The sequence below is a fragment of the Streptomyces sp. NPDC059564 genome (genome assembly GCF_042735575.1).
GTDB lineage: Bacteria > Actinomycetota > Actinomycetes > Streptomycetales > Streptomycetaceae > Streptomyces.
In genome coordinates this window covers 1-18,010 of sequence record NZ_JBHWBP010000147.1, presented here as the reverse complement: position 1 = coordinate 18,010, position 18,010 = coordinate 1, and the positions used below count along the sequence as shown (strand labels likewise).

At 71.5% G+C, this 18,010-nt stretch carries 22 protein-coding genes and 1 pseudogene; all 23 read right to left on the bottom strand.

The genetic code is table 11. From position 1 onward, the window contains the following. Positions 1–92: 92 nt before the first annotated feature. Positions 93–503 (bottom strand): hypothetical protein, encoded by a 411-nt coding sequence (locus tag ACFV0Q_RS23565; RefSeq protein WP_385008297.1) that lies wholly within the window; start codon positions 501–503, stop codon positions 93–95. A gap of 29 nt (positions 504–532) precedes the next feature. Further along, positions 533–1,291, bottom strand: a complete 759-nt coding sequence (locus ACFV0Q_RS23560) for a hypothetical protein (RefSeq protein WP_385008295.1) — start codon at positions 1,289–1,291, stop codon at positions 533–535. 29 nt (positions 1,292–1,320) lie between these two features. Then, positions 1,321–1,971 (bottom strand): hypothetical protein, encoded by a 651-nt coding sequence (locus ACFV0Q_RS23555; protein ID WP_385008293.1) that lies wholly within the window; start codon positions 1,969–1,971, stop codon positions 1,321–1,323. Then, entirely contained in the window at positions 1,968–2,717 is a 750-nt protein-coding gene (locus tag ACFV0Q_RS23550) for a hypothetical protein (RefSeq protein ID WP_385008292.1), read from the bottom strand. The genes ACFV0Q_RS23555 and ACFV0Q_RS23550 overlap by 4 nt, the downstream gene beginning before the upstream one ends. Before the next feature lie 27 nt (positions 2,718–2,744). Beyond that, complete coding sequence (locus tag ACFV0Q_RS23545) at positions 2,745–3,455, bottom strand: hypothetical protein (RefSeq protein WP_385008291.1); 711 nt, start codon at positions 3,453–3,455, stop codon at positions 2,745–2,747. Positions 3,456–3,487: 32 nt separating this feature from the next. Then, the gene (locus tag ACFV0Q_RS23540) at positions 3,488–4,234 is read right to left on the bottom strand and encodes a relaxase/mobilization nuclease (protein WP_385008290.1); all 747 of its coding nucleotides are present in this window, start codon (positions 4,232–4,234) and stop codon (positions 3,488–3,490) included. An 8-nt stretch (positions 4,235–4,242) separates the two neighbouring features. Continuing rightward, on the bottom strand, positions 4,243–4,662 hold the full coding sequence (locus tag ACFV0Q_RS23535; RefSeq protein WP_385008288.1) for a hypothetical protein: 420 nt from the start codon (positions 4,660–4,662) through the stop codon (positions 4,243–4,245). Positions 4,663–4,780: 118 nt separating this feature from the next. Further along, positions 4,781–5,278, bottom strand: a complete 498-nt coding sequence (locus tag ACFV0Q_RS23530) for a hypothetical protein (protein ID WP_385008298.1) — start codon at positions 5,276–5,278, stop codon at positions 4,781–4,783. A 384-nt stretch (positions 5,279–5,662) separates the two neighbouring features. Further along, a pseudogene (locus tag ACFV0Q_RS23525) lies at positions 5,663–6,439 on the bottom strand (MFS transporter); the annotation flags it as partial. A gap of 174 nt (positions 6,440–6,613) precedes the next feature. Next, positions 6,614–7,543 (bottom strand): hypothetical protein, encoded by a 930-nt coding sequence (locus ACFV0Q_RS23520; protein ID WP_385008287.1) that lies wholly within the window; start codon positions 7,541–7,543, stop codon positions 6,614–6,616. Positions 7,544–7,813: 270 nt separating this feature from the next. Continuing rightward, positions 7,814–8,731 carry a hypothetical protein gene (locus ACFV0Q_RS23515; protein ID WP_385008286.1) on the bottom strand — a complete coding sequence of 306 codons (918 nt, stop codon included), beginning with the start codon at positions 8,729–8,731 and terminating at the stop codon, positions 7,814–7,816. 134 nt (positions 8,732–8,865) lie between these two features. Beyond that, complete coding sequence (locus tag ACFV0Q_RS23510; protein ID WP_385008284.1) at positions 8,866–9,300, bottom strand: hypothetical protein; 435 nt, start codon at positions 9,298–9,300, stop codon at positions 8,866–8,868. A gap of 23 nt (positions 9,301–9,323) precedes the next feature. Further along, positions 9,324–9,626 (bottom strand): hypothetical protein, encoded by a 303-nt coding sequence (locus ACFV0Q_RS23505; RefSeq protein ID WP_385008283.1) that lies wholly within the window; start codon positions 9,624–9,626, stop codon positions 9,324–9,326. Positions 9,627–9,774: 148 nt separating this feature from the next. Further along, positions 9,775–10,209 (bottom strand): hypothetical protein, encoded by a 435-nt coding sequence (locus tag ACFV0Q_RS23500; protein ID WP_385008282.1) that lies wholly within the window; start codon positions 10,207–10,209, stop codon positions 9,775–9,777. A gap of 193 nt (positions 10,210–10,402) precedes the next feature. After that, positions 10,403–11,215: a hypothetical protein gene (locus ACFV0Q_RS23495; RefSeq protein ID WP_385008281.1), complete on the bottom strand. Its 813-nt coding sequence runs from the start codon at positions 11,213–11,215 to the stop codon at positions 10,403–10,405. Continuing rightward, positions 11,212–11,412 carry a hypothetical protein gene (locus ACFV0Q_RS23490; protein WP_385008280.1) on the bottom strand — a complete coding sequence of 67 codons (201 nt, stop codon included), beginning with the start codon at positions 11,410–11,412 and terminating at the stop codon, positions 11,212–11,214. Before ACFV0Q_RS23490 ends, ACFV0Q_RS23495 begins: the two co-directional genes overlap by 4 nt. 82 nt (positions 11,413–11,494) lie before the next feature. After that, entirely contained in the window at positions 11,495–11,851 is a 357-nt protein-coding gene (locus ACFV0Q_RS23485) for a hypothetical protein (RefSeq protein ID WP_385008279.1), read from the bottom strand. Positions 11,852–11,967: 116 nt separating this feature from the next. Further along, a complete protein-coding gene (locus tag ACFV0Q_RS23480; RefSeq protein ID WP_385008277.1) occupies positions 11,968–12,480 on the bottom strand; it encodes a hypothetical protein in 513 nt (170 codons plus the stop codon). A gap of 65 nt (positions 12,481–12,545) precedes the next feature. Next, positions 12,546–14,063, bottom strand: a complete 1,518-nt coding sequence (locus tag ACFV0Q_RS23475) for a VirB4 family type IV secretion system protein (RefSeq protein ID WP_385008276.1) — start codon at positions 14,061–14,063, stop codon at positions 12,546–12,548. A 31-nt stretch (positions 14,064–14,094) separates the two neighbouring features. Further along, complete coding sequence (locus tag ACFV0Q_RS23470) at positions 14,095–14,541, bottom strand: DUF6238 family protein (RefSeq protein WP_385008275.1); 447 nt, start codon at positions 14,539–14,541, stop codon at positions 14,095–14,097. A 42-nt stretch (positions 14,542–14,583) separates the two neighbouring features. After that, entirely contained in the window at positions 14,584–16,047 is a 1,464-nt protein-coding gene (locus ACFV0Q_RS23465) for an SCO6880 family protein (protein WP_385008274.1), read from the bottom strand. A 96-nt stretch (positions 16,048–16,143) separates the two neighbouring features. Further along, the gene (locus ACFV0Q_RS23460; RefSeq protein WP_385008273.1) at positions 16,144–17,487 is read right to left on the bottom strand and encodes an ATP-binding protein; all 1,344 of its coding nucleotides are present in this window, start codon (positions 17,485–17,487) and stop codon (positions 16,144–16,146) included. Between the two features lie 32 nt (positions 17,488–17,519). Beyond that, the coding region (locus tag ACFV0Q_RS23455) for a hypothetical protein (RefSeq protein WP_385008272.1) at positions 17,520–18,010 on the bottom strand (491 nt) is incomplete at its 5' end.

The window sequence follows — 18,010 nt, the reverse complement described above, 5'->3', positions numbered from 1 at the left end:
GGCAGTCGGTGGGGGGTCTGCTGGATCGTGATGCTCCAGGTGGGGCGGGCTGGAACCGTCCCCGGCCCGGGGGAGAGCCGGGGACGGCGTCGTCAGCGGGATCGAGGTGGGGAGCCGTGTGGCCCCTGCGGCGGTACTACGGTGGCCAGTCCGGTTCGGGCGCCGGCCTGTCGTGTGCGGTGCTCGGCCATTGCTCGGGCCCAGGCGGTCACGTCGTACACGTCCGGGTCGATGTTGACCTTGTAGTCGGCGATGAGCAGCGGGAGCGCCGCGCGGGTGGCGAGCCGGTTCTGGGCGCGCTGGCTCAGGCCTTCGGGGGTTTCGTGCCAGACGTAGACGGGGCCGGAGGTCGCCTCGGTGTGGCGTTCAAGGCCGGCACGGTCGAGGAGGGCCAGGAGTTCTTCGGGGGCGTCGCTGCGGCTGACGATGTGCACGCTGCCGGGGGTGTGGGCCCGTCGGTATATCTCGACGTCGGTGCCGGATTCGTCGGCCAGATTTCCCACGAGGGGATCTCCTCACGGTGGTGGGTGGATCAGCGGGTCGCAGAGGCGACAGCCGGGGCCGGCGGGCGAGCGGGCAGCGCCGTGGGCGCGGGGGCCGGCCGGGCCGGGCGCATGGTGACGCCGACGCCGATACGGGCCAGCTGCTGGGAGACGGCCTGGACGCGGGCGATCTGCTCGCGGTCGCCGTACGACGCCGGAAGCAGGAACTGCCGGTGATAGGGGTGGTACCCGAATCCGGCGCCGTACAGGACCGCAGTTGCCTCGGGCACTCCGGTCACGGCGCCGACGGCCCCGTCCGGGTGCCAGGCCATGCTCACCGCCCCGTTGATCAGCGCCGGTTCGGGCCTGCGGGGCACCGGGTGGGCGGTGTTGTGCCGGACCTGGCGCAGCGCCTTCTCGTAGCGGGGGAGCAGCCTGCGGGCGACCTGGGCGGCGGCGCGGGCGGGGTCGGCGGGCACGGCGATGCCGTTGGGTTCGTCCACCTGGTAGAAGGCGTCGTCAGGGGCGTCCGGTTCGAGCGCCCCGATCATGAACTGGTGCCGGTACAAAGGGCGGTCGAAGAGCAGCAGGCGTGCTCCGTCGGCTCGGGCGAGCACGGCCTGGTGGCCCAGGACGAAGTTGGAGGTGGCGTAGCCGACGGCTCCCATGTCCCACACCGAGTTCGTGGTGTCGATTTGGTCGTGGTAGGCGGCGTGACGGGTGTAGGTGCTGGTCCAGGTATCGGGCAGGCGGGCGGCGACGCCGTCCGCGAAGGCCGCGAGATCAGTTCGATGGTGTCGTGGAGGCATGACCGTTTCGGGTGTGGAGGGCGGCGGGGTCAGCGTCCCCGGGCGGGCGGCGATGCCGCTGGGCCTGGAGGTGAAGGCGGTTGAGAGGCGGCCGGCTTGGCGGCGGCCTGATTGCGGATGTTCCGGATCTCGTCACCGCCGCGCGAGAGGCCGCTGGTGGTTTCCATCAGCCGCATCGCGAGGCCGTCCGTGTAGAGGGGCCCCTCCGTGCGCTGGCTCCAGGCGACCCAGGTCGTGATCAGGGTCTCCACCAGGTGGGACAGCAGGCCCTCGGCGGCGGGCGCGGCCACTTCGGCCAGGATCTCCGCTACTTGCTCGTCGTCGGTGGCCTTGCGGGCCCGCTCGGTGAGCTGGTCGAGGTAGCGGTGCGCCGCTGCCCGGTCCCCGTCGGGGCTGGCGAGCGTGTTCAGGGACGGGTCCAGGTAGACGCTGAACCCTGAGATCAGGAGGGCCTGCGCCGCGGCGGTCGCGTAGTGACGCTGCTGGTCGACGGGCATATCGTGCGGCTGGCGGATGAAGGGACCGCGCGGTCCCGGAGCCTCGCGGAAGCGGCCGACGGTCTCCAGGATGCCCACGACCTCCGGTGTGCACCGGCTGGCCACCACAAGCTGGGTGCGCGGGTCGCGGGTGATGGTGACGTAGCCGAGGACGAGGAAGTCGGGCTCTGCGCTGTCCGTCACCGGGAGCGCACGGTGTTCGCCGCAGCCGGGCGTGGTGCGGGCAGCGGCTTCGTTGCCGGCGTGCCCCGTTGGGGCGCGTTGCGCAGGGTCACACCGATGTTCAGGGCGCCGAGCGCGGCGCCGGCCGCCCGTACGCACTGAGCCTGGTGAGCGGTGTCGTCTCCAGAGGCGACGTACGTCTGCTGGCCGGGGTCGTGGACGAATCCGTGGGCGGTCAGGACCTCGGCCACCTCCGATCGGTCGGTGGTGGCAGTGAGGTCGCCGGATTCCGTCCAGGTCAGCACCAGGGTGTCGGGCTGGGCGGAGGCGCGGTCCAGTCGCAGGGCGTTGTCCTGGACCTGGGCCAGAGCGGTCTCGTAGCGAGGCAGGAGCTGGGTGGCGATGACAAAGACGGCCTGCGCGGGGTCGGCGGGGATCGTGATTCCGTCCGGCTCCGCCACCCCGCGAAACGCCTCCGCGTGGGTGTCGGAGGGGGCCATGGCGGCGACGAGGAACTCGTCTTCGTAGTGGGGGTGGTCCATCAGGAACAGGCGCCGACCGTCGTCGCGGGTGAGGATGACGTCCTGCTTCAGGTGGTGCTGGGCGAGGGCGTCGGCGACGCGGTTCATGTCCCAGACGTCGGCGGTGAGGAAGAACTGGTCGTCGTGGGCGGTGTGCTGGCGCAGTTCCCGGGTCCAGGTGCCGGGCAGGAGCTCGGTGAGGATGGCGGCGAAAGAGTCGAGCTCTTCGGGGGCGTGGTCGGGCATGGGTTCCTCGGGCGGGATCGGGGCGGGTCAGCGGCGGCGGCCGGCCGGGGCGGGCAGAGCGGCGGCCGGTGCGCTGGGCGTGGTGGGGATACGGGCGGGCGCGGGACAGGGGCAGGAAGCCGACTTCTCGAGCTCGTCACCGGCGACTTCCTGCGGGCAGGGCGCACGGTGGGGGTGTACGGCGTGACGGTCGGCGAGATCGTTGCGGACGTGCCCCAGTTCGGAGGCGAGGACGTGGAGTTGCTCGTCGGCCAGGTGGCGCAACCGGGCGGCCGTGTGCGGGTCCACGGGATGTCCGAGGTCCTGCAGGAAGTCGGCCGCGGTGTGCAGGACCGTGGTGAGCGCCGCCATGATCCCGTCGTGGGTGGCGGTCAGCTCCGTGAGGGTGTCAGCCACCTCTTCGGTGTTCTCAGCTTCCCGGATCCGGACCGCGAGGTGTCGGACTTGGTCGCCGAGGGCGAGGTAATGCGGTTCGCGTCGCTCGGTGGCGAAGACGGGGTCGGTGTCGAGGTCGTAGCCGACGGTTTGCAAGCGGGCTACGGCCCGGGTGGCGAGGCGGATCTCCTCATCCTGGCCGAGGCCGGTGGGCAGACGGTGGTAGCTCTCATGGCGGCGGACCACGGGGACGAACCCGGTGCGCTCCAGGAGGCTGTGGGCTTCCGGATCGCCTCCACGGGCGAGGACTTCACCGGAGTGCGGATCGCGCCGGATGGTCAGGACGCGGTGGGCAAGGGCCACGAAGAGAATGCTTTCTGCAAGGGGGAAGCCGGTCAGCGGCCCCGGGGGGAACGGGGCGCGGGGAAGCCGGCGGGGAGGAGTGGGGCAGGGCTGGGGACAGGGGCGCCGAGATGCTGACCTGCCCTCTCCATGAGGCGGCGCGCGACGGCCAGGTGCCGGTGGGCCTCGTCGGACAGGTGCGCTGCGAGGCTGGGGTCGAGCCGCTCGGTGGTCGAGTTCGTAGCGGTCAGCATGTTGGCTTTGAAGGGGCTGACGTGGTGCTCGTGCGGGGAGAGCAGGCCGAGGTCCGCTTCGATGCGCCGGCATTCCGCAGCCAGGACGTGGTGCACTTGCCGAGGCACGGTCGCCGGGTTGCCGTCTTCGCGGATCAGGTTGGCCAGCAGGTCGAGACGGTCGGGCCATTCTCGAACAGCAATCCACCGGCCGGAGTTCGGGTCGCCGGGCGGGGCGATCCCTGCGACGCGCGCGAGCCGGCAGCCGACCTCGGACCATTCGGCGGGCGTGAGCTCCCGGTCCTTGGGGTGCAGGCGGACGCTCACATGGAAGATGACGCGGGGGTCGCCCCGGTAGTCGGCGGGGAACGGATGCTGCCTGTGCGGGTCGTCGATGTGCTGGGCCCACTCGGACGAGGTCCAGATCCGGTCCTCGTCGGTGAACCACTTGAGGTACCGCCAGTGGGCGACGATCGTGCCCTCGGTGGTCAGCCCTTCCTGGCCGCTGACGGGCCGGCCCAGCGCTGCGGCGAGCCCGTCCACACAGGACGTGCTTCGCTCGTGCACCGTGGGGATCACCGGCTGCCGGCCCGGCCGTCGGCGACGTGGAGGAGCTGGTTCAGCTCGGTGATCGAGTACCAGCCCATGTCGACGGGTTCGCTGCCGGGGAACCTCGGGACCAGGTAGTCCTGCAGGGCCCGCTGGTAGATCAGGCAGTCGGGGCAGTGCGCGGAGAGGTGGACGAGGTAGCGGGGGTGTCCGGTGATGAAGCTGCGGGCGCCTCCCTCGGGGTTCCGCAGGCGCCACCCGTCCTCGTTCGTCGGGGTGTGCCAGGACGGGGTGACCACCGTCATCGCGTCGCCCCACAGGGTGCCGTCGTCCACACCTTTGATGACCACGATCCGGTCGCCGGGGGCGAAGTGCTCGTGGGTGATGTCCCGGTCGGGGGTGATCGCGTCGGCGGGTATGAACGCGGCGCGGCTGGCGTCGGGCACGGCAGAAGTCCTTCCACGAAGGTGCCGCGGGGAGCGGCTGGTGAAGTACTTCAATGGTCTGGAGAATCCCCGGTTTGGCTGACCGGGGATCGTCGGCTATATATGGGCCTCGCCCCGGCTACCGGAACGGGTTTTCCGTCCCCCGGTCCTCCGTCGTGGCCGCGTCGAGGAGCTCGGGAAGGTCCGTGCCCTCGGCGTCGCGCTGGTCGATCCACCAGCCGGCCCGGGTGACCGTACGGATTTTCTCCTCCATGACCGACCAGTCCGCCTCGTCCCAGGATCCCTCGGCGACCAGTGCGGTGTACGAGGTGGTCACCAGCTGGTAGCGGGAACGCTCGCCCCAGGCCAGAGCCCGCTCCGGACCCTCCAGCGGCGGCATGTCGAACTGCTCCGCCCAGGCGACCGCAGCCTGCTGCTCCTCGGCGCGCTTGGCGGCGAGCCATTCCTCCTTCGCGGCGGTGTCGGAGTCGCGGGCGGCCTTCCAGCAGTCGGTGCAGTCCCGCTCTCCGAGCCAGCGGGCGAATCCGGCCCGCTTGTCGGCGGGACGGTCCGACAGGTCCCGGGTGGTGCTGTGTCCACAGCTGTGGACGATCTTCCATTCGGTTCGTACAGCCATGCGTGAATTCCCTTCGAAGATGTGTGAGTTGGGGTTCTTGGCCTGGCGGGTTCGCCGGTGACGGCCGAGGCTGCGGCCGGGGCCGAGCTTGCGGCGGGCGAGGATGAGGATGGCCAGGGAGGTAGCGGCTCCGGCGCCGGGGAGCCCGGCCAGGACGTAGGGGTGCCCGGAGAGGGCGCCGGCGAGCGCGGTTCCGGCGGCCTGGCCGGTGCCGACCGACAGGATCAGCCAGGCGTACGCCTCGGTGGTGCGGGAGGCGGGGGCAAGGGAGTCGACGGTGTGGAAGCCGTTGGTGATGATCAGGGTGAGGAACAGCCCCGGGAGGACCGCGAGGGCGATGGCGGCCCGAGGCTCGGGTTGGGTCAGGAGCGGAACCCAGCCGATGAAGAACAGAGCGCTGGTGGTGATGAGTTGGGTGGTGGTCGTGCCGGGCCATGTCCTGCGGGCGTAGATCAGGCCGCCGATGAAGCTGCCGGTGGAGAACGCGGCAGGCAGTACCCCGGAAAGCATGGCCAGCCCGTGGGCGGCGGCCATGCCCGCGGCCCACACTGTCATCGCGCCGAGCGCGAAGCCCGTTCCCGCCAGCGCGGTGCACAGCAGGACCAGGCCGGCCCCGATCAGGCGCCCGCTTCCCGCTGCCCCGTCTGCGGTGGCGGGGCGCCAGGTCCGTGACGGGGCGGCGGTCAGGACGACCGCCGTGCCCACGAGCCCGAGTGCTGCGGTCGCGGTCAGCGCGGTGTCGGGGCCGTGTGTGGTGGCTAGCCAGGAGGCGAGCAGCGGGCCCGTGATGTAGAGGAGCCCCTGCGAGCCGGTGTCCAGGGCCTGGATGATCCGGCGCTGTCCGGGGTCGGGCACGACGGTCGGCCACAACGCCCGCAGCCCGGATTCCAGCGGCGCCGTGACCAGGCCCGCGACCCCCACCACCGCGGTCACCACCGCCGGGTGCCCGTCCGCTCCGATCCAGGGGAGCGCGGCCAGGCAGCCGGAGTTCAGCAGCACCGCCGGGGCGGAGACATGGGTCTGGCCGTAGCGGTCCATCAGCCTGCCCTTGACCGGCTGGGACAGCCCGGACGCCAGCCCGTACAGCGCGGCGAGCAGGCCGGCGAAGGCCAGTGATCCACCACCTCCGGTGATCCACAGGACGAGTCCGACGGGGACCATGCCGTTGGGCAGGCGTCCGGTCAGGGTGCCGCCGAGCAGGCGCAGGACGTGCCGGCTCCCTAGGACGGCGCTGTACGTGGCGGGCGGTGGGATGGTGGTCGGGTGATCGGCCAGGGTCAACAGGGCAGGGCTTTCCGTCAGAAGGCGTGCGGGGAGTGGGCGCCGGGCCGACCGCTAGCGGCGGTGCGTGGAGGTCGGGCTCACCGGAGGTGCCGCGGCCACGGGTGTGGTGGTGATGGCTGGTGGGCGAGGCGTGGGCAGATGCCGGGGGGCGGGGGTGCGGTGTGGCGGCAGGACGGCCACGGCGTCCTCCAGCTGCTCTCCGACGCGCGTGAGGTCTTGGAGCAGGTGACCGGTCTGTGTGGAGAGGATTCGCAGGCGGACAGCGATCTCGTGCCCGGCCCGGGTGTCCAGCGCGCCGGCCCAGGTGGCGCAGGTGTCGAGGAACTCGGTGAGCTGGGCGATGTGCCCGGCGGGGGCGTGGGGCGGCCGGTCGGTGACGTAGGAGATCGCCTCGGCGACGGAGGCGCTGTGCTGCGCGTCGATGACGTCGCGCGTCAGCTGGGCGAGAGGGAGCCCGGGGAGCTCGAGCGGTGCTGGCGCGTGCCCGTCGGGGAAGAGCACCCCGGGCGGGACCGCCGGCGGAAGGTCCCGGATGGCTTCGTCGTCGGTGTCGTAGCAGCCCAGCACCTGCATGTGGGGGCTGTCGATGTCCCCGGCGAGGATCAGGACGACCTCTTCGTCCTCGTCCGGGTACGGCAACACGGCGAGGGTGAGCTGGCGGCCTGTGGCGTCGTATCGCGACTCCTGGGGCCGGAGCAGATGACGGCTGCGAGCTGCGCGTGCCCGGGCGGCCCACCACTCCTGCTCCTCTCCCGTGAGCTGCAGTCCCGGGCGCGGTGGCTGGGCCGGCTGGAGGGCCAGGTCGCGCAGGAGCACGTCGTGTTCGCCCCAGGTCCGCAGGTAGGGCCACAGTCGTGCGTCGCGGGCCGCGGAGTCCTGGCTCGGAGGGTGTTCGTCCAGGATGCGTACGGCTGTATCCGCGGCGTGGGCGAGGTCGGAGACCAGGAGCTGCCAGCCCGCGTGGTGGGGTGCGGGAGGCATGGCCTCGATTCCGGCACGCGCCTGGGTGAGCAAGGTGGCCACGTAGGGCCGCAGGTCGCCGAAGAGTTCGGCGAGTTCCCGGTTGCGTTTCGCCTCGACGGCTTGGGCAGCGTGCTCGTCGAGCGTGTCGCCGTGGCGGTTGTGGAGGCGTTCCAGGGCAAGCTCGCAGCTGAGCGTGATGACCGAGAACCGGGTGCCCCAGCCGGTCAGGGCGTTGACCGCCTCGTGCGGGGGCGGCGTCGGAGGGAGGGAAATGGCGGCTCCAGTGGTCTATCGGCGGTTGAGGGCGATGCCGGCCCGCGGGGGAGGAGCGGGAAGCCCTCCAGATGTCTTCACGGCGCGGACGGGGCCCAGGGCGGTCTGTGCGGGTGCGGTGCGGACGGCGGTCCGGGCAAGTTCGACTAGACCTCCGCCTTCGGTCATCCACATCGACAGCAGATCGAGGCTCGGGTTCTCCCGTGCCTTCCCCGCGTCCTCGGTGCCCGGGCGCGGCTGGCCGAACGCGGCGTCCAGGTCCTCCAGGAACGCCGTGTCGTGCTCATCAAGGGCGGGAGCGTCGCCGGTACGCAGGGAGGCGATGATGTGCGGCGCGATCGAGGTGAATCGGTCGAAGGCGTCGGCCAGGTCGCGCGGGGGAGGATCTTGGACGGTCCCGGGCTCGAACTCCTCTTGCGCCCAGGCGAGGTCATCGTCCAGGTGGTTCAACTGCATCTCGAAGACGGCTCGGTGGTAGTCGACGAGCAGGCTGGAGGCGATCGTCCGGGCGGCGGGGACGGGGGTCGGATGCACGGTGATCATGGGCGGTGGCGTGACGGTCTCGTCCAGGTACATGTCCGCTGGGACGAGCATCCCGACGTCGTACACGCGGTGGCGGGGGTTGTAGACGATGCCGAGTTCGGCCCCGTCCTCGGACTGCAGGATCGCGGCAGCTGGTGCGCGCCGGTTCTCCACAAAACGGAGGTTGGGTTCGGTCGTCCACAGGTACGAGAGGAGGTCGCCCCGCGCCGCGGGGTGCGGGTAGTTCTCGACCTTCACCTTCCACTGGCCGGGCAGGTGCTTGCTGACATCGAGTGCGAAGTCGCCGATGTAGCGCTGGTCGGCCGCGATGACGGTGCTCTGGCACGAGCGTGAGGTCTCTGAGAGCGCGGCCAGGGCCTGGCGGGCACGGTCGGCGTCGATCAGCGGCATGACGTAGTTGCCGTCACGGTCCTTCTCGAACCCGGCGAGCTGAAGGGCAGTGCGGGCCCAGCGGAAGGACTCGCCGGATACGAGGGCGACGATGCCGTGGTGGTGGCTGGTGTAGAGGGTGATCTCGGAGGATGTCAGGTGGACTCTCCCTCGTCGTAGCCGACGGAAGCCGGAGGAGGATTGGCTCTGTCCGGCCCGGCGTTGTAGGCGCTGGCCAGCAGGTCGACACCGAGCTGGAAGAGCGCCCGGTCGGCGATCTCGAGGAGGTCGCTCGTGCGGTCGTAGCGGGCGGCGAGCTGGGCGTGGCCCTGTTCCCGGCAGCGGATGCCGGCGGCGCGCAGCAGGTTCCGCAGGACGATTAGGCCGGCCTCCTCGCCGCCGGCGGCCAGTTCGGTCAGAGCGTGGACCTCGGCGGGTGTCGTGGCCTGAGACATGGCCTCGGTGCAGGCGCGCAGCGGGGCAGCGGGATCGCGCGAAACCGGCAGGCCGTGCAGGAAGGCGGCGGCCTCCTGGGCGGCCCGGCGGCGCAGCTCGCTGCTCCCGGGCCCGTCGTAGGTGGTGGTGAGCATGGGCAGGTTGGATCTTTCTCGTGTCAGCGGGTGCGGGCGGGCTGCGTGGATGCGGCCGGTGTGTGGGTGACCGGCGTGGTCTGCGGCGGCTTGGAGCCCCAGGCTCGTGCGGTGGCGTACTGGGGCGAGGCGGTGGCGGCGGCCTGCGGAACGCCGACGCGGTACCACTCGCGTGGGTCCCGGACCGGCCCGGTTTGGACGGCCTTGGTGTTCGCGGGGTCGAGGGAGTAGTCGGCGTGGACGCGGTACCCACTGCTGCGCAGGCTCTCGACGGCCTGGCGGGAGCGGCGGGCTCCTTCGTGGGTGGGTGCCGTCAGCAGGTACACGCCCTGCAGGCCCTGAACGGGCTGGAACCCGAGGCGGGTCAGGTACCACTGGCTGATGTGGTCGGGGATTCCTTGGGCGGAGGCGACGTACCCGTACGTGGGGTGCGTGCCGACGACGAACTGTTCGTGCAGGGCAGCTCCTTGTGGATCAGCGGCGTGCGGTGCGCGATGGGGCGGCGTCGCTCGGGGCGGTCGGGGTGGTGGACAGCTTGGGTGAGGTCCGGAGCGGACGGTCCTGGGCGGGCGCCGCCGGTGCCCACATCGACGGGTGGTCGCTGAACGGGTAGAGGGGGTCGGTCGCCCATCCGACGACGGGGCCGCGGTCCTGTTCGCTCAGGCTGATGACCTCGATTCCGTGCGGGTGCAGCACGTATCCCCACTCCAGATCGCCTGTGCCTTCGGGGGTGACGGTCATCCGCTGCGGGGGCGAGCCGTCCAGGGTGAAGAGGTTCTCGGGCTCTCGGCTCGGCCACGTCTCGCCGCCGGTGAGCGCGAGGAACAGCTCCGGGGGAGCGTGGTCGAGGAGGTCGGTGCCCAGTTCGTCCCAGCTGATGGCGACGTCGTCGATCAGGTGCCGGGACATGGCGTCGAGGTCGCCGTTGAATTTGTATTGGTGGGCGGTGAGTAGGAAGGGCAGGTGGTGGCTGGGGATCCCGTCCGAATGGACGTAGATGCCGTTGTAGCCACCGGTCTTGGTGGGGCGGGCGATGAAGGAGCGAGTGGACAGCGGGGTTCTCCAGCGAGACGTGGCGGGTATCGGCGACGGATGCTCGGGGTCAGCGGGTTCGACCGGGGCTGCTGGGCGGAGAGGGCGGCAACAGGGTGCTCGGCGCGGCGACGGCCCGGCCCGGAGAGCGGAGGTGGACCTCCAGCGGATGCCGGTCGGTGACCGTGACGTTGAAGCCGAGGCCCCGGAGCCGGTCTGTGGCTTCCTGGATGAGGGCTTCGGGTGTGAGTGGAGAGGGGCCGACCGCGACGCACAGGCCGGTGCCCGGGTTCAGGTTCCAGCGTCCGTCCTCATGGAGCAGAGCCCGCACGGCGCGCGGCATGACCGCGTCGGCGACCGGCCAGCCGTCGGCCGATCGGCCGATCGCGACGTGCTGCGCCTGCTTGAATCTGGTACTGCTGGCCACGCGCATCGCCGCGATCCGGTAGTGCGGAAGGAGCCGGCGCCGAACCGCGGAGGCGCCACGGGCGGGGTCACAGGGAACCGCGAGGGCTCGAGGGGGCTCGATCGTGCCGTACTCGAACACCCCTGCCGGAAGCAGCGCACCGACGAGGAGCTGACCCGCCCGGTGAGGCCGCTGGACGATGTAGAGCTGCAGGCCGTGCGCATGGGTGAGGACGGCCCGCGCACGCAGATGATCACCGTCCTCGCGCAGCGCACGCCCGAGGACTCCGTCTTCCATGTCCCAGAACCGGTTGTCGACGTGGCTCCACCGGTAGGGCGTCGGCAGGGCTGTATGGCTCCACGCGGCGCCCAGGCGGGGCGCGAGCTCGGCGGTGAACGCCTCCAGGGAGGTGGTGACGGTCGGCGGGCGCCGGAAGGCCGCCTGTACGAAGGTCTCTTCGGAGCCTCCCTGGGTCACTTCCCGCCCGCCGGGTGATGGAAGTGGGCTACGGGAACACCGAGCGGCTGCAGCGCGTGCACGGCCTGGTGCACGAGGTGCTCCTGCTGCTCGACGGGCAGCGAGGCCGGCGCGGTGTACGCATCGAGCCGGGAGCAGTAGGTGAACCCCCGTGACCACAGGACGCGTTGCGCCGGGTCGGTAAGAGGCAGGGACATCGGTCCGGCGGTATGCAGTCCTATGTGGATGCTGACGGGGTGGTACACGGGGAACCTTCCTGAAAGGGCGGAGGCGGGTCGGTCAGCGGCTGCGAGTGCCGCGCCCAGCCACTGGAGGGGGAGGGACTTCGGCCACGTGCAGGCCGGGGGCTGTCACTGGTGACTGTGCGCGGGCGAGCCGAGCGAGGAGCTCGTCGACCGCGGCGAGCAGTGGCTCGACGTCGGCGAAGTCGTCGGGGCCAAGGGAGACCGTGGTGTCGTACAGGACTGTCATCGAGGTCGGGCTCTCGGCCGGAGTTTGGTGTGTGGCCAGCCAGCCGTTCTGCCTTCCGACGAGGACGGCGGAGTCGTGTCCGGGCGGCCAGGCGTAGACGATCCAGTCGTCCAGTCCGTACTGGACATCGCAGCTCAGGCCGCGTGCGCGCAGCGGAGTGGTCACATGGCCGAACCGGGCCCAGGCCCGCTGCCAGCTGGGCTCGTGGATGTTGCGGTGATCAGGCAGGGGCGCCGGCGGACGCACTGTTAGCCGACCCGTCTCCGGCTCTTGATGCGAGGTCATCGGGCCCGGCCGGGTGCGGGCGTGATGGCCTGGGGTGCTGGTGTGTACGTGTAGTGGGCCAGGAGGCGGTCTGCGTGGGCGGGCAACACGCGGGTGATCTCGGTTGCCTTGCCGCGCAGTTGCTGGGCTGCGGTACGCAGCGAGGTGCTGGCCTGGTCGAGATGCTCCTGGATGACGATCCTGATGTCGCCGGGCGGAGGGGTGCGTCCGGTGGAGGAGTGCCGGATGTTCTCGTGGAGGAAGCCGAGGCGGTCCACGACCTGGCTGAGGTGAGCGAGCGCCGTTCCGAGGGGAGGCGCGCACTGGGCGAGGGACGCGGTGCCGAAGCGTTCGGGGTGGCTGTAGCCGGTGAGGCTTTCGGCTTCGTGCCGGTTTCCGGTGGCGAGCTCGTCGCAGACCTCGTTCAGGATGACGGCGATGTCGCTGACGACGTTGTGGATGTCCGGGCTGATGTCGTCGCCCCGGCGCAGCTCCTCAGCCGTTGGCAGGTCCTCGAAGACCCTGTCCACGGTCCGGGCGAGCTGGAGGAAGTAGTCGGGGCTGGTGATGTCAGGAATGGGCGTTTCACGGCCTTTCAGTGCATTCGGGAGTCGGTATCGAACAAGGTCTGCTCGGCGGGGTGGAGCAGGTGCTGGACGATGAAGGAGCGGCCTGCGACCTTCCACAGGCCGCGTCCGCGGCTGAGGTGGGAGATGGCTTCGGTCTCGACGGAGGTCAGGCCGAGCAGGGTGGCGGCTGCGTGGACCTGGTCGGTTTCCTGGCGGTAGATGATGCGGGTGGAGCAGTCGGCGAGGAGCCCTTCGGCCAGGGCGCGGCCCTGGGACCCGGCGTCGCCGGCGGTCAGGAGGTCGGAGAGCCGGTGGATGACCATGAGGTTGGCGATGCCGAGTCCGCGGGAGAGCTTCCACTGGGACTGCATGCGCTGTAGCAGGGCGGGGTGGCGCATCAGGCGCCACGCCTCGTCGTAGACGATCCAGCGTCGTCCGCCGCGCGGGTCGGTGAGGGCGGATTCCATCCAGGCGGAGGCGCAGGTCATGGCGAGGACGAGCGCGGTGTCGTCGCCCGATCCGCCGAGGCGGGACAGGTCGATGGACAGCATTGGGGTGCCCGGGTCGAAGGCGACAGTGGAGGGGGCGTCGAACATCCCGGCCAGGTCTCCGTGGACCAGGCGGCGCATGGCGTGGGCGAGGTCGCGGGCAGCGTCTCCGAGGTGGCCGGAGATGGTCCCGGCGGCCTGGTCGAGGAGGGCGGGCTGGGCCAGGGTGTGGGCGATGTCGCCCAGGAGCGGGGTGCGTCCGGCTGCGGCTGCGGCCTTGACGACGCCGTCGAGGGTGATGTCGAGGGCGGTGTGCTCCATCGGCATTAGGTCGCGGCCCAGGACGGTGCGGGCGAGGGAGCCGAGCAGCAGAAGGCGGCGTTTTCGGACCTCGCCTGCCCAGTCGGCCTCCGTCACGGACGGGGGCCGTGGGGCGGCGTCCAGGGGGTTGAGGCGGCCGGGCAGGCCGGGGCCGAGCGCGATCGAGGTGCCGCCGAGGGCTTGGGCGACGGGAGTCCATTCGCCCTTGGGGTCGCAGGGGACGTAGACGCGGTATCCGAAGGCGACCGACCGCAGCGCGAAGGACTTGGCGAGGGCGCTCTTGCCCTGGCCGATCACACCGGCCAGCAGGACGTTGGGGTTGGTGAACCCGTCGACCTTGCCGTACAGCGTGAACGGATCGAACGTGAAGGCGGCTTCGGCGTGGACGTCCCGCCCGATGTAGATGCCGTCGGCTCCCAGCCCGCCCTCGGCGAGGAACGGATAGGCGCCGGCGGCGACGGCGGTGGTCATGCGGTGGGCGGGCAGCCGGAGCTTGTTGCCGCGGGCGGAGGCGGCACCGGGCCGTCCGGCGGCGGAGTAGAGGGGGAGGGGCATCTCCGACTCGGCGGAGTCGTGTTCGCCGGAGGGAGAGGTGGATTCGGCGCGGGCTTTGGCCTGGGCTTCGGCGAGCTGGCGGCGTGCTGCCTTGCGGGTGTTGCGGTCGGTGCCGTGGGGGGTGAACAGGGGGCTTGCGGAGGCGCGGCGGGCGCGGCGTCCGGGGCGGTGCTGGGACATGGGGGCGGATCGTTTCTGCCGGGGGCTGCCCTCAGGCGGTGCGTGCCGGGCGGGGGCCGTGGTCGGCGGGGGTGGTCTTGCGGCGGATGGCGTGCCCGGAGGCGAGCTGGCGCTGGCAGATGGTGAGCACCGGGGGGCCTTCGGGCAGCCGGTCGGGGCGGCATCCCGTGTCGGCGCTGGCGGATCCGGTGGCCGGGAGGGTGTGGAAGGCCTCGTGGAGGCTGGTTGCGGCTTGCCACAGCCGCAGGTGGGCGTCGGCGATGTGCCTTCCGGCTGCCGGATGCGGGGGCCGGGTGGTCTCGGCGAGCCGGTCCATCAGGAGGTGGAGGGCGGTCAGGTGGCTGTGCAGGACGTCCACGTGTGCGCGGTCGGCGGGGAGGGGGTTCCGGGCTGCCTGGCGGGTGTGGTGGCGGATGCCGGCGGTCGCGGCCCGCAGGTAGGGGTGGGCGTCGCCGGGCGGGATCGTGGTGTTGGTCAAGTGGTGGGTCCTTGCTGCCGCAGCGGTGCGGCGAGGGTTCGGCTACAGGGCGGTGCGGGCCAAGGGGAGCGCTGCGAGGGTGAGGGCTTCGGGCTGCTGGTAGATCAGGCGGCGAAGGTCGACCTGGGCAGAGACGGCGGCGGTCTCGATCTGCGCGCACGCGGCGTCGAGCTGGGCGTCGGTCTCGGCGGAGACGGTCAGGAGTCCGGTGAGGGCGACGTCGGCGTGCCCGGCGATCAGCTGCCTTTCGCGTTCCTTGACGTCCCCGTACTCGACGGAGTCGGCCTCGGAGTCGACCTGGCCGCGGCGCTGGCGCTCGGCGGCGTCCGCGATGATCGTGGCCTTGGTGCGCTGCACGTCGCGCAGCGCCGACTCGAGCCCCTGGGGCACGTAGATAAGGGAGAAGGAGCGGCGCACGCCGGCGGTGAACATCAGCCCGTGCAGGAACCCGGCGCCGGTTTCGGTGCGCGGCCAGTTCTCTACCCAGTAGGTGGCGTGCCGGGCGCTGTCGGTGATGACTCGGTCGTACTCCTCGACCTGCACGACCGGTCCTGCGGCGGCCGGTTCGGCTTCGGCCCTGCCGTGCTCGGACCACTGCTGCAGTCCGGCCAGGGCCTTGGGGTCGTACGCGGTGCGGACCACGGCGGCGATCTCGCGGGCCGTGAGCCAGCCGGTGACCATCAGCCCGGCGCCGCGCGCGGCCTGGGCGACGGAGGCGGTGGTCTGCCCGAGCACGGTGAAGGCGCCGGGCAATCCGCCGCCGGCCTGGGAGACGAGTCGCTTGGCGGCCTTCATGTCCAGGGAGATAGCCAGGTAGCTCTCGTGCGGGGCGGCGGCGGGCCCTGCGGAGGCCACGAGTTCGGAGTACACCTGCCCGGCGACCGGGGTCTGGGGTTGGCCGTGGGTGGTCCAGTGCCGAGTCAGGGTGTCGCCGCTGTCGGGGACGGTGCGCTCCAGGACCTGCACGGTGGCGATGTGCCCGCTGCGGGCGATGCCGGCCAGGGCCCGGCCCCACGCGCTCACGTTGGAGTTCTGGGTGGCGGGGTCGAGGAGGGCGAAGGCGCGGCTGGAGACGCGGGCGATGGCGGTCAGCGTCTGGTTGTGGGGGTCGTGGACGGCGGCGGCCTGCGATCCGGCAGGGGTGACCACGCGCAGTGAGGCGGCGGTGCCGGGCAGGTGGAGCATGCCGTCGGTGCGGGGCCGGGACACCGCGCGTGCCAGCCACAGGCTCTGGCCGTTGCGCCGGCGCTGGGCGTAGCGCAGGACGATCGGCGCCCAGTCGATCAGGGAGCGGCCGTGGCGCCGGATGACGACGAGCGCTGCGACCACGGCCCACAGGGGGGTCAGGGCCAGGGCGCCGACGAGGCCGGTGGAGACCACGGTGGCCAGGAGCAGGGCGAGCGCGGTGGAGGTGAGGACGAGCTGGGGCAGGGACAGGCCGAGCAGGATGCCGCGCCGCGACCGGTGGGGAAACTTGATCGTGAGGGGGAGGACAAGGTCAGACAAGGCAGAAGCCGCCTTCGGTGGCTCGGGGTTGGGACCCGGGCGGGACACGGCATCGTGGTGCGGCGTGTCCCGCCCGGGTGGCGGGGACGGGTCAGCTCAGGAGCCGGTGGGCGAGGGACCGCTCGCGAAGGGGTTGTTCGCGGCGGCCGGACCGTGCGCGGGAGCACCCTGCGGCGGGCCTTCCTGGGTGGAGCGGGGAGCAGGACCCGTACCGCCCGCACCAGAGGGACCGGACGGGGAGGATCCGGTGCTTCCGCCGAGCTGGCCGCTGGTGTCCTGGCTCACGCTGGTCGGCGGAGGCTGAACCGCCTTGGACAGCGCGTCGGTTGCCGCACCGCCGCCGGAGGACGGCATCGGGGCGCTGTTCTGCTCACCTCCGGATCCGCCGGTGGGGTTGGCGGCGATGTCACCGGGGAACCCGGCGGGGCCCTGCGGTGATGCGCCGGCTCCGGCCGCGGCACCGGCTCCGCCTGTGGCGGCCATCGCGGCGGCCTTGCGGGCTGCCTGCTCGGTGTGCTGCTTGGCCATCTGCGCACCGGTGCCACCGGCCCGGTGGATGGACTCACCGTCGGTGCCCTCGGCCGCCCAGTGGACGAACTTGAACGTGGCGTACGGGCAGAGCAGGACCATCATCATGATCACGACTCCGGCGAGGCAGTCGGCGAGCGCGCCGAGCCCGTCCTTGGCCTGGGTCTGGCCGAGGGCGGAGATGCCCAGGAGGAACACGATCGTCATCAGCAGCTTGCTGACCACGAGCGTGGCGGTGGCTTCGATCCAGCCCCGGCGCCAGCGCCGGGCGGCTTCCCAGCCGCCTCCGGCCCCGGCGAACACCGCGAGCGTGACGAGGACGAGGATGCCGACCTTGCGGACCATCATCACGCACCAGTAGAGGATGGCCCCGATGCCGGCGCCGAGGCCGACGATGCCGGGGATCATCCAGCCGAGCGGCACGGTGGAGGCGACAGAGCTGGCCTTGACCATGCGGCGCACCGCCGCTTCGATCGAGGTGTCCGCTGCCGCGAACAGTCCGTCGGAGAGGGCGTCGACCACTTCGATGGCGACGGTGGTGCCAGCGATGGCGACGAAGCAGAAGATGACGCCGCCGGCGGTTCCGGTGAAGGCCTGGGCCAGGGCCTGGCCGTCGCGCCGGATCGCGGCCCGGACGAGCTGGGCGCAGAATGTGGCGACCAGGATGGTCAGGCCGATGGGCAGCAGCAGCTGGTAGTTATCGACGAACCAACCGGCCCGCAGGTCGATCTTGGTCGTGGCGTTGACGGCCTCGGCGGCGAGGTCGGCGGAGGCTGCGGCGAACTCGCCGCAGCTCTTGGCTATCCAGTTGCCGATGCCCTCGGTGATAGCCCGGCCCGGGTCGTTGACGAAGTCGATGGCGTCGGCCGCCGAGCACAACTTGCTGGCGATGGGGAGGGAACAGAAGTCCACTGGAGGGATACCTCCTTGTCTTCAGTGGCGTGTTACGGGGCGACGCTCGGAGCGAGGGAGACCAGGGCGCAGTCGGAGCTGGGCCGGCACTGGACGGCGAGGGTGACGGCGCGGTCCTCGGCGCCGCCCCCGCCGCCCTTCCAGGCGATGGTCTGCTTGCCGGTGACGGTGACCGCGTAGATGTAGGCCTCGGTGATCGCGGAGGGGTTTTCCGCGAGGGCCTGCTTGAACGAGGACGGGAAGTGGGCCTCGGCCACGGCGGCGGTGGCGTACTGGGCGTTGTCGGCCATCCGCGACCACAGCACCGGGTCCGGGACCTGCCCGGAGATCGCCGTCCAGTCGGTGTACTTCGTCTCGCTGGTCATCCACGCGTGCATGCCTGCGAGGTGCTGGTCACGGCTGGTGGTGCGGGTGTCGTACGACCAGAGCAGCACCGCCGCCGCCCTGGCATAGGCGAGCGGGTCCGTGAGCTTGGGCGGTGCCGGCACCGAGCCCGTACCGGCGTATGGCTTCGGTGCCGTGG

What these genes read in the sequence shown, in the direction of transcription:
- ACFV0Q_RS23560 (WP_385008295.1), bottom strand. Translation starts at nt 1,291, where the DNA reads ATGCCTCCACGACACCATCGAACTGATCTCGCGGCCTTCGCGGACGGC.
- ACFV0Q_RS23550 (WP_385008292.1), bottom strand. Translation starts at nt 2,717, where the DNA reads ATGCCCGACCACGCCCCCGAAGAGCTCGACTCTTTCGCCGCCATCCTC.
- ACFV0Q_RS23530 (WP_385008298.1), bottom strand. Translation starts at nt 5,278, where the DNA reads ATGGCTGTACGAACCGAATGGAAGATCGTCCACAGCTGTGGACACAGC.
- ACFV0Q_RS23520 (WP_385008287.1), bottom strand. Translation starts at nt 7,543, where the DNA reads ATGCCTCCCGCACCCCACCACGCGGGCTGGCAGCTCCTGGTCTCCGAC.
- ACFV0Q_RS23515 (WP_385008286.1), bottom strand. Translation starts at nt 8,731, where the DNA reads ATGCCGCTGATCGACGCCGACCGTGCCCGCCAGGCCCTGGCCGCGCTC.
- ACFV0Q_RS23510 (WP_385008284.1), bottom strand. Translation starts at nt 9,300, where the DNA reads ATGCTCACCACCACCTACGACGGGCCCGGGAGCAGCGAGCTGCGCCGC.
- ACFV0Q_RS23500 (WP_385008282.1), bottom strand. Translation starts at nt 10,209, where the DNA reads ATGTCCCGGCACCTGATCGACGACGTCGCCATCAGCTGGGACGAACTG.
- ACFV0Q_RS23490 (WP_385008280.1), bottom strand. Translation starts at nt 11,412, where the DNA reads ATGTCCCTGCCTCTTACCGACCCGGCGCAACGCGTCCTGTGGTCACGG.
- ACFV0Q_RS23475 (WP_385008276.1), bottom strand. Translation starts at nt 14,063, where the DNA reads ATGTCCCAGCACCGCCCCGGACGCCGCGCCCGCCGCGCCTCCGCAAGC.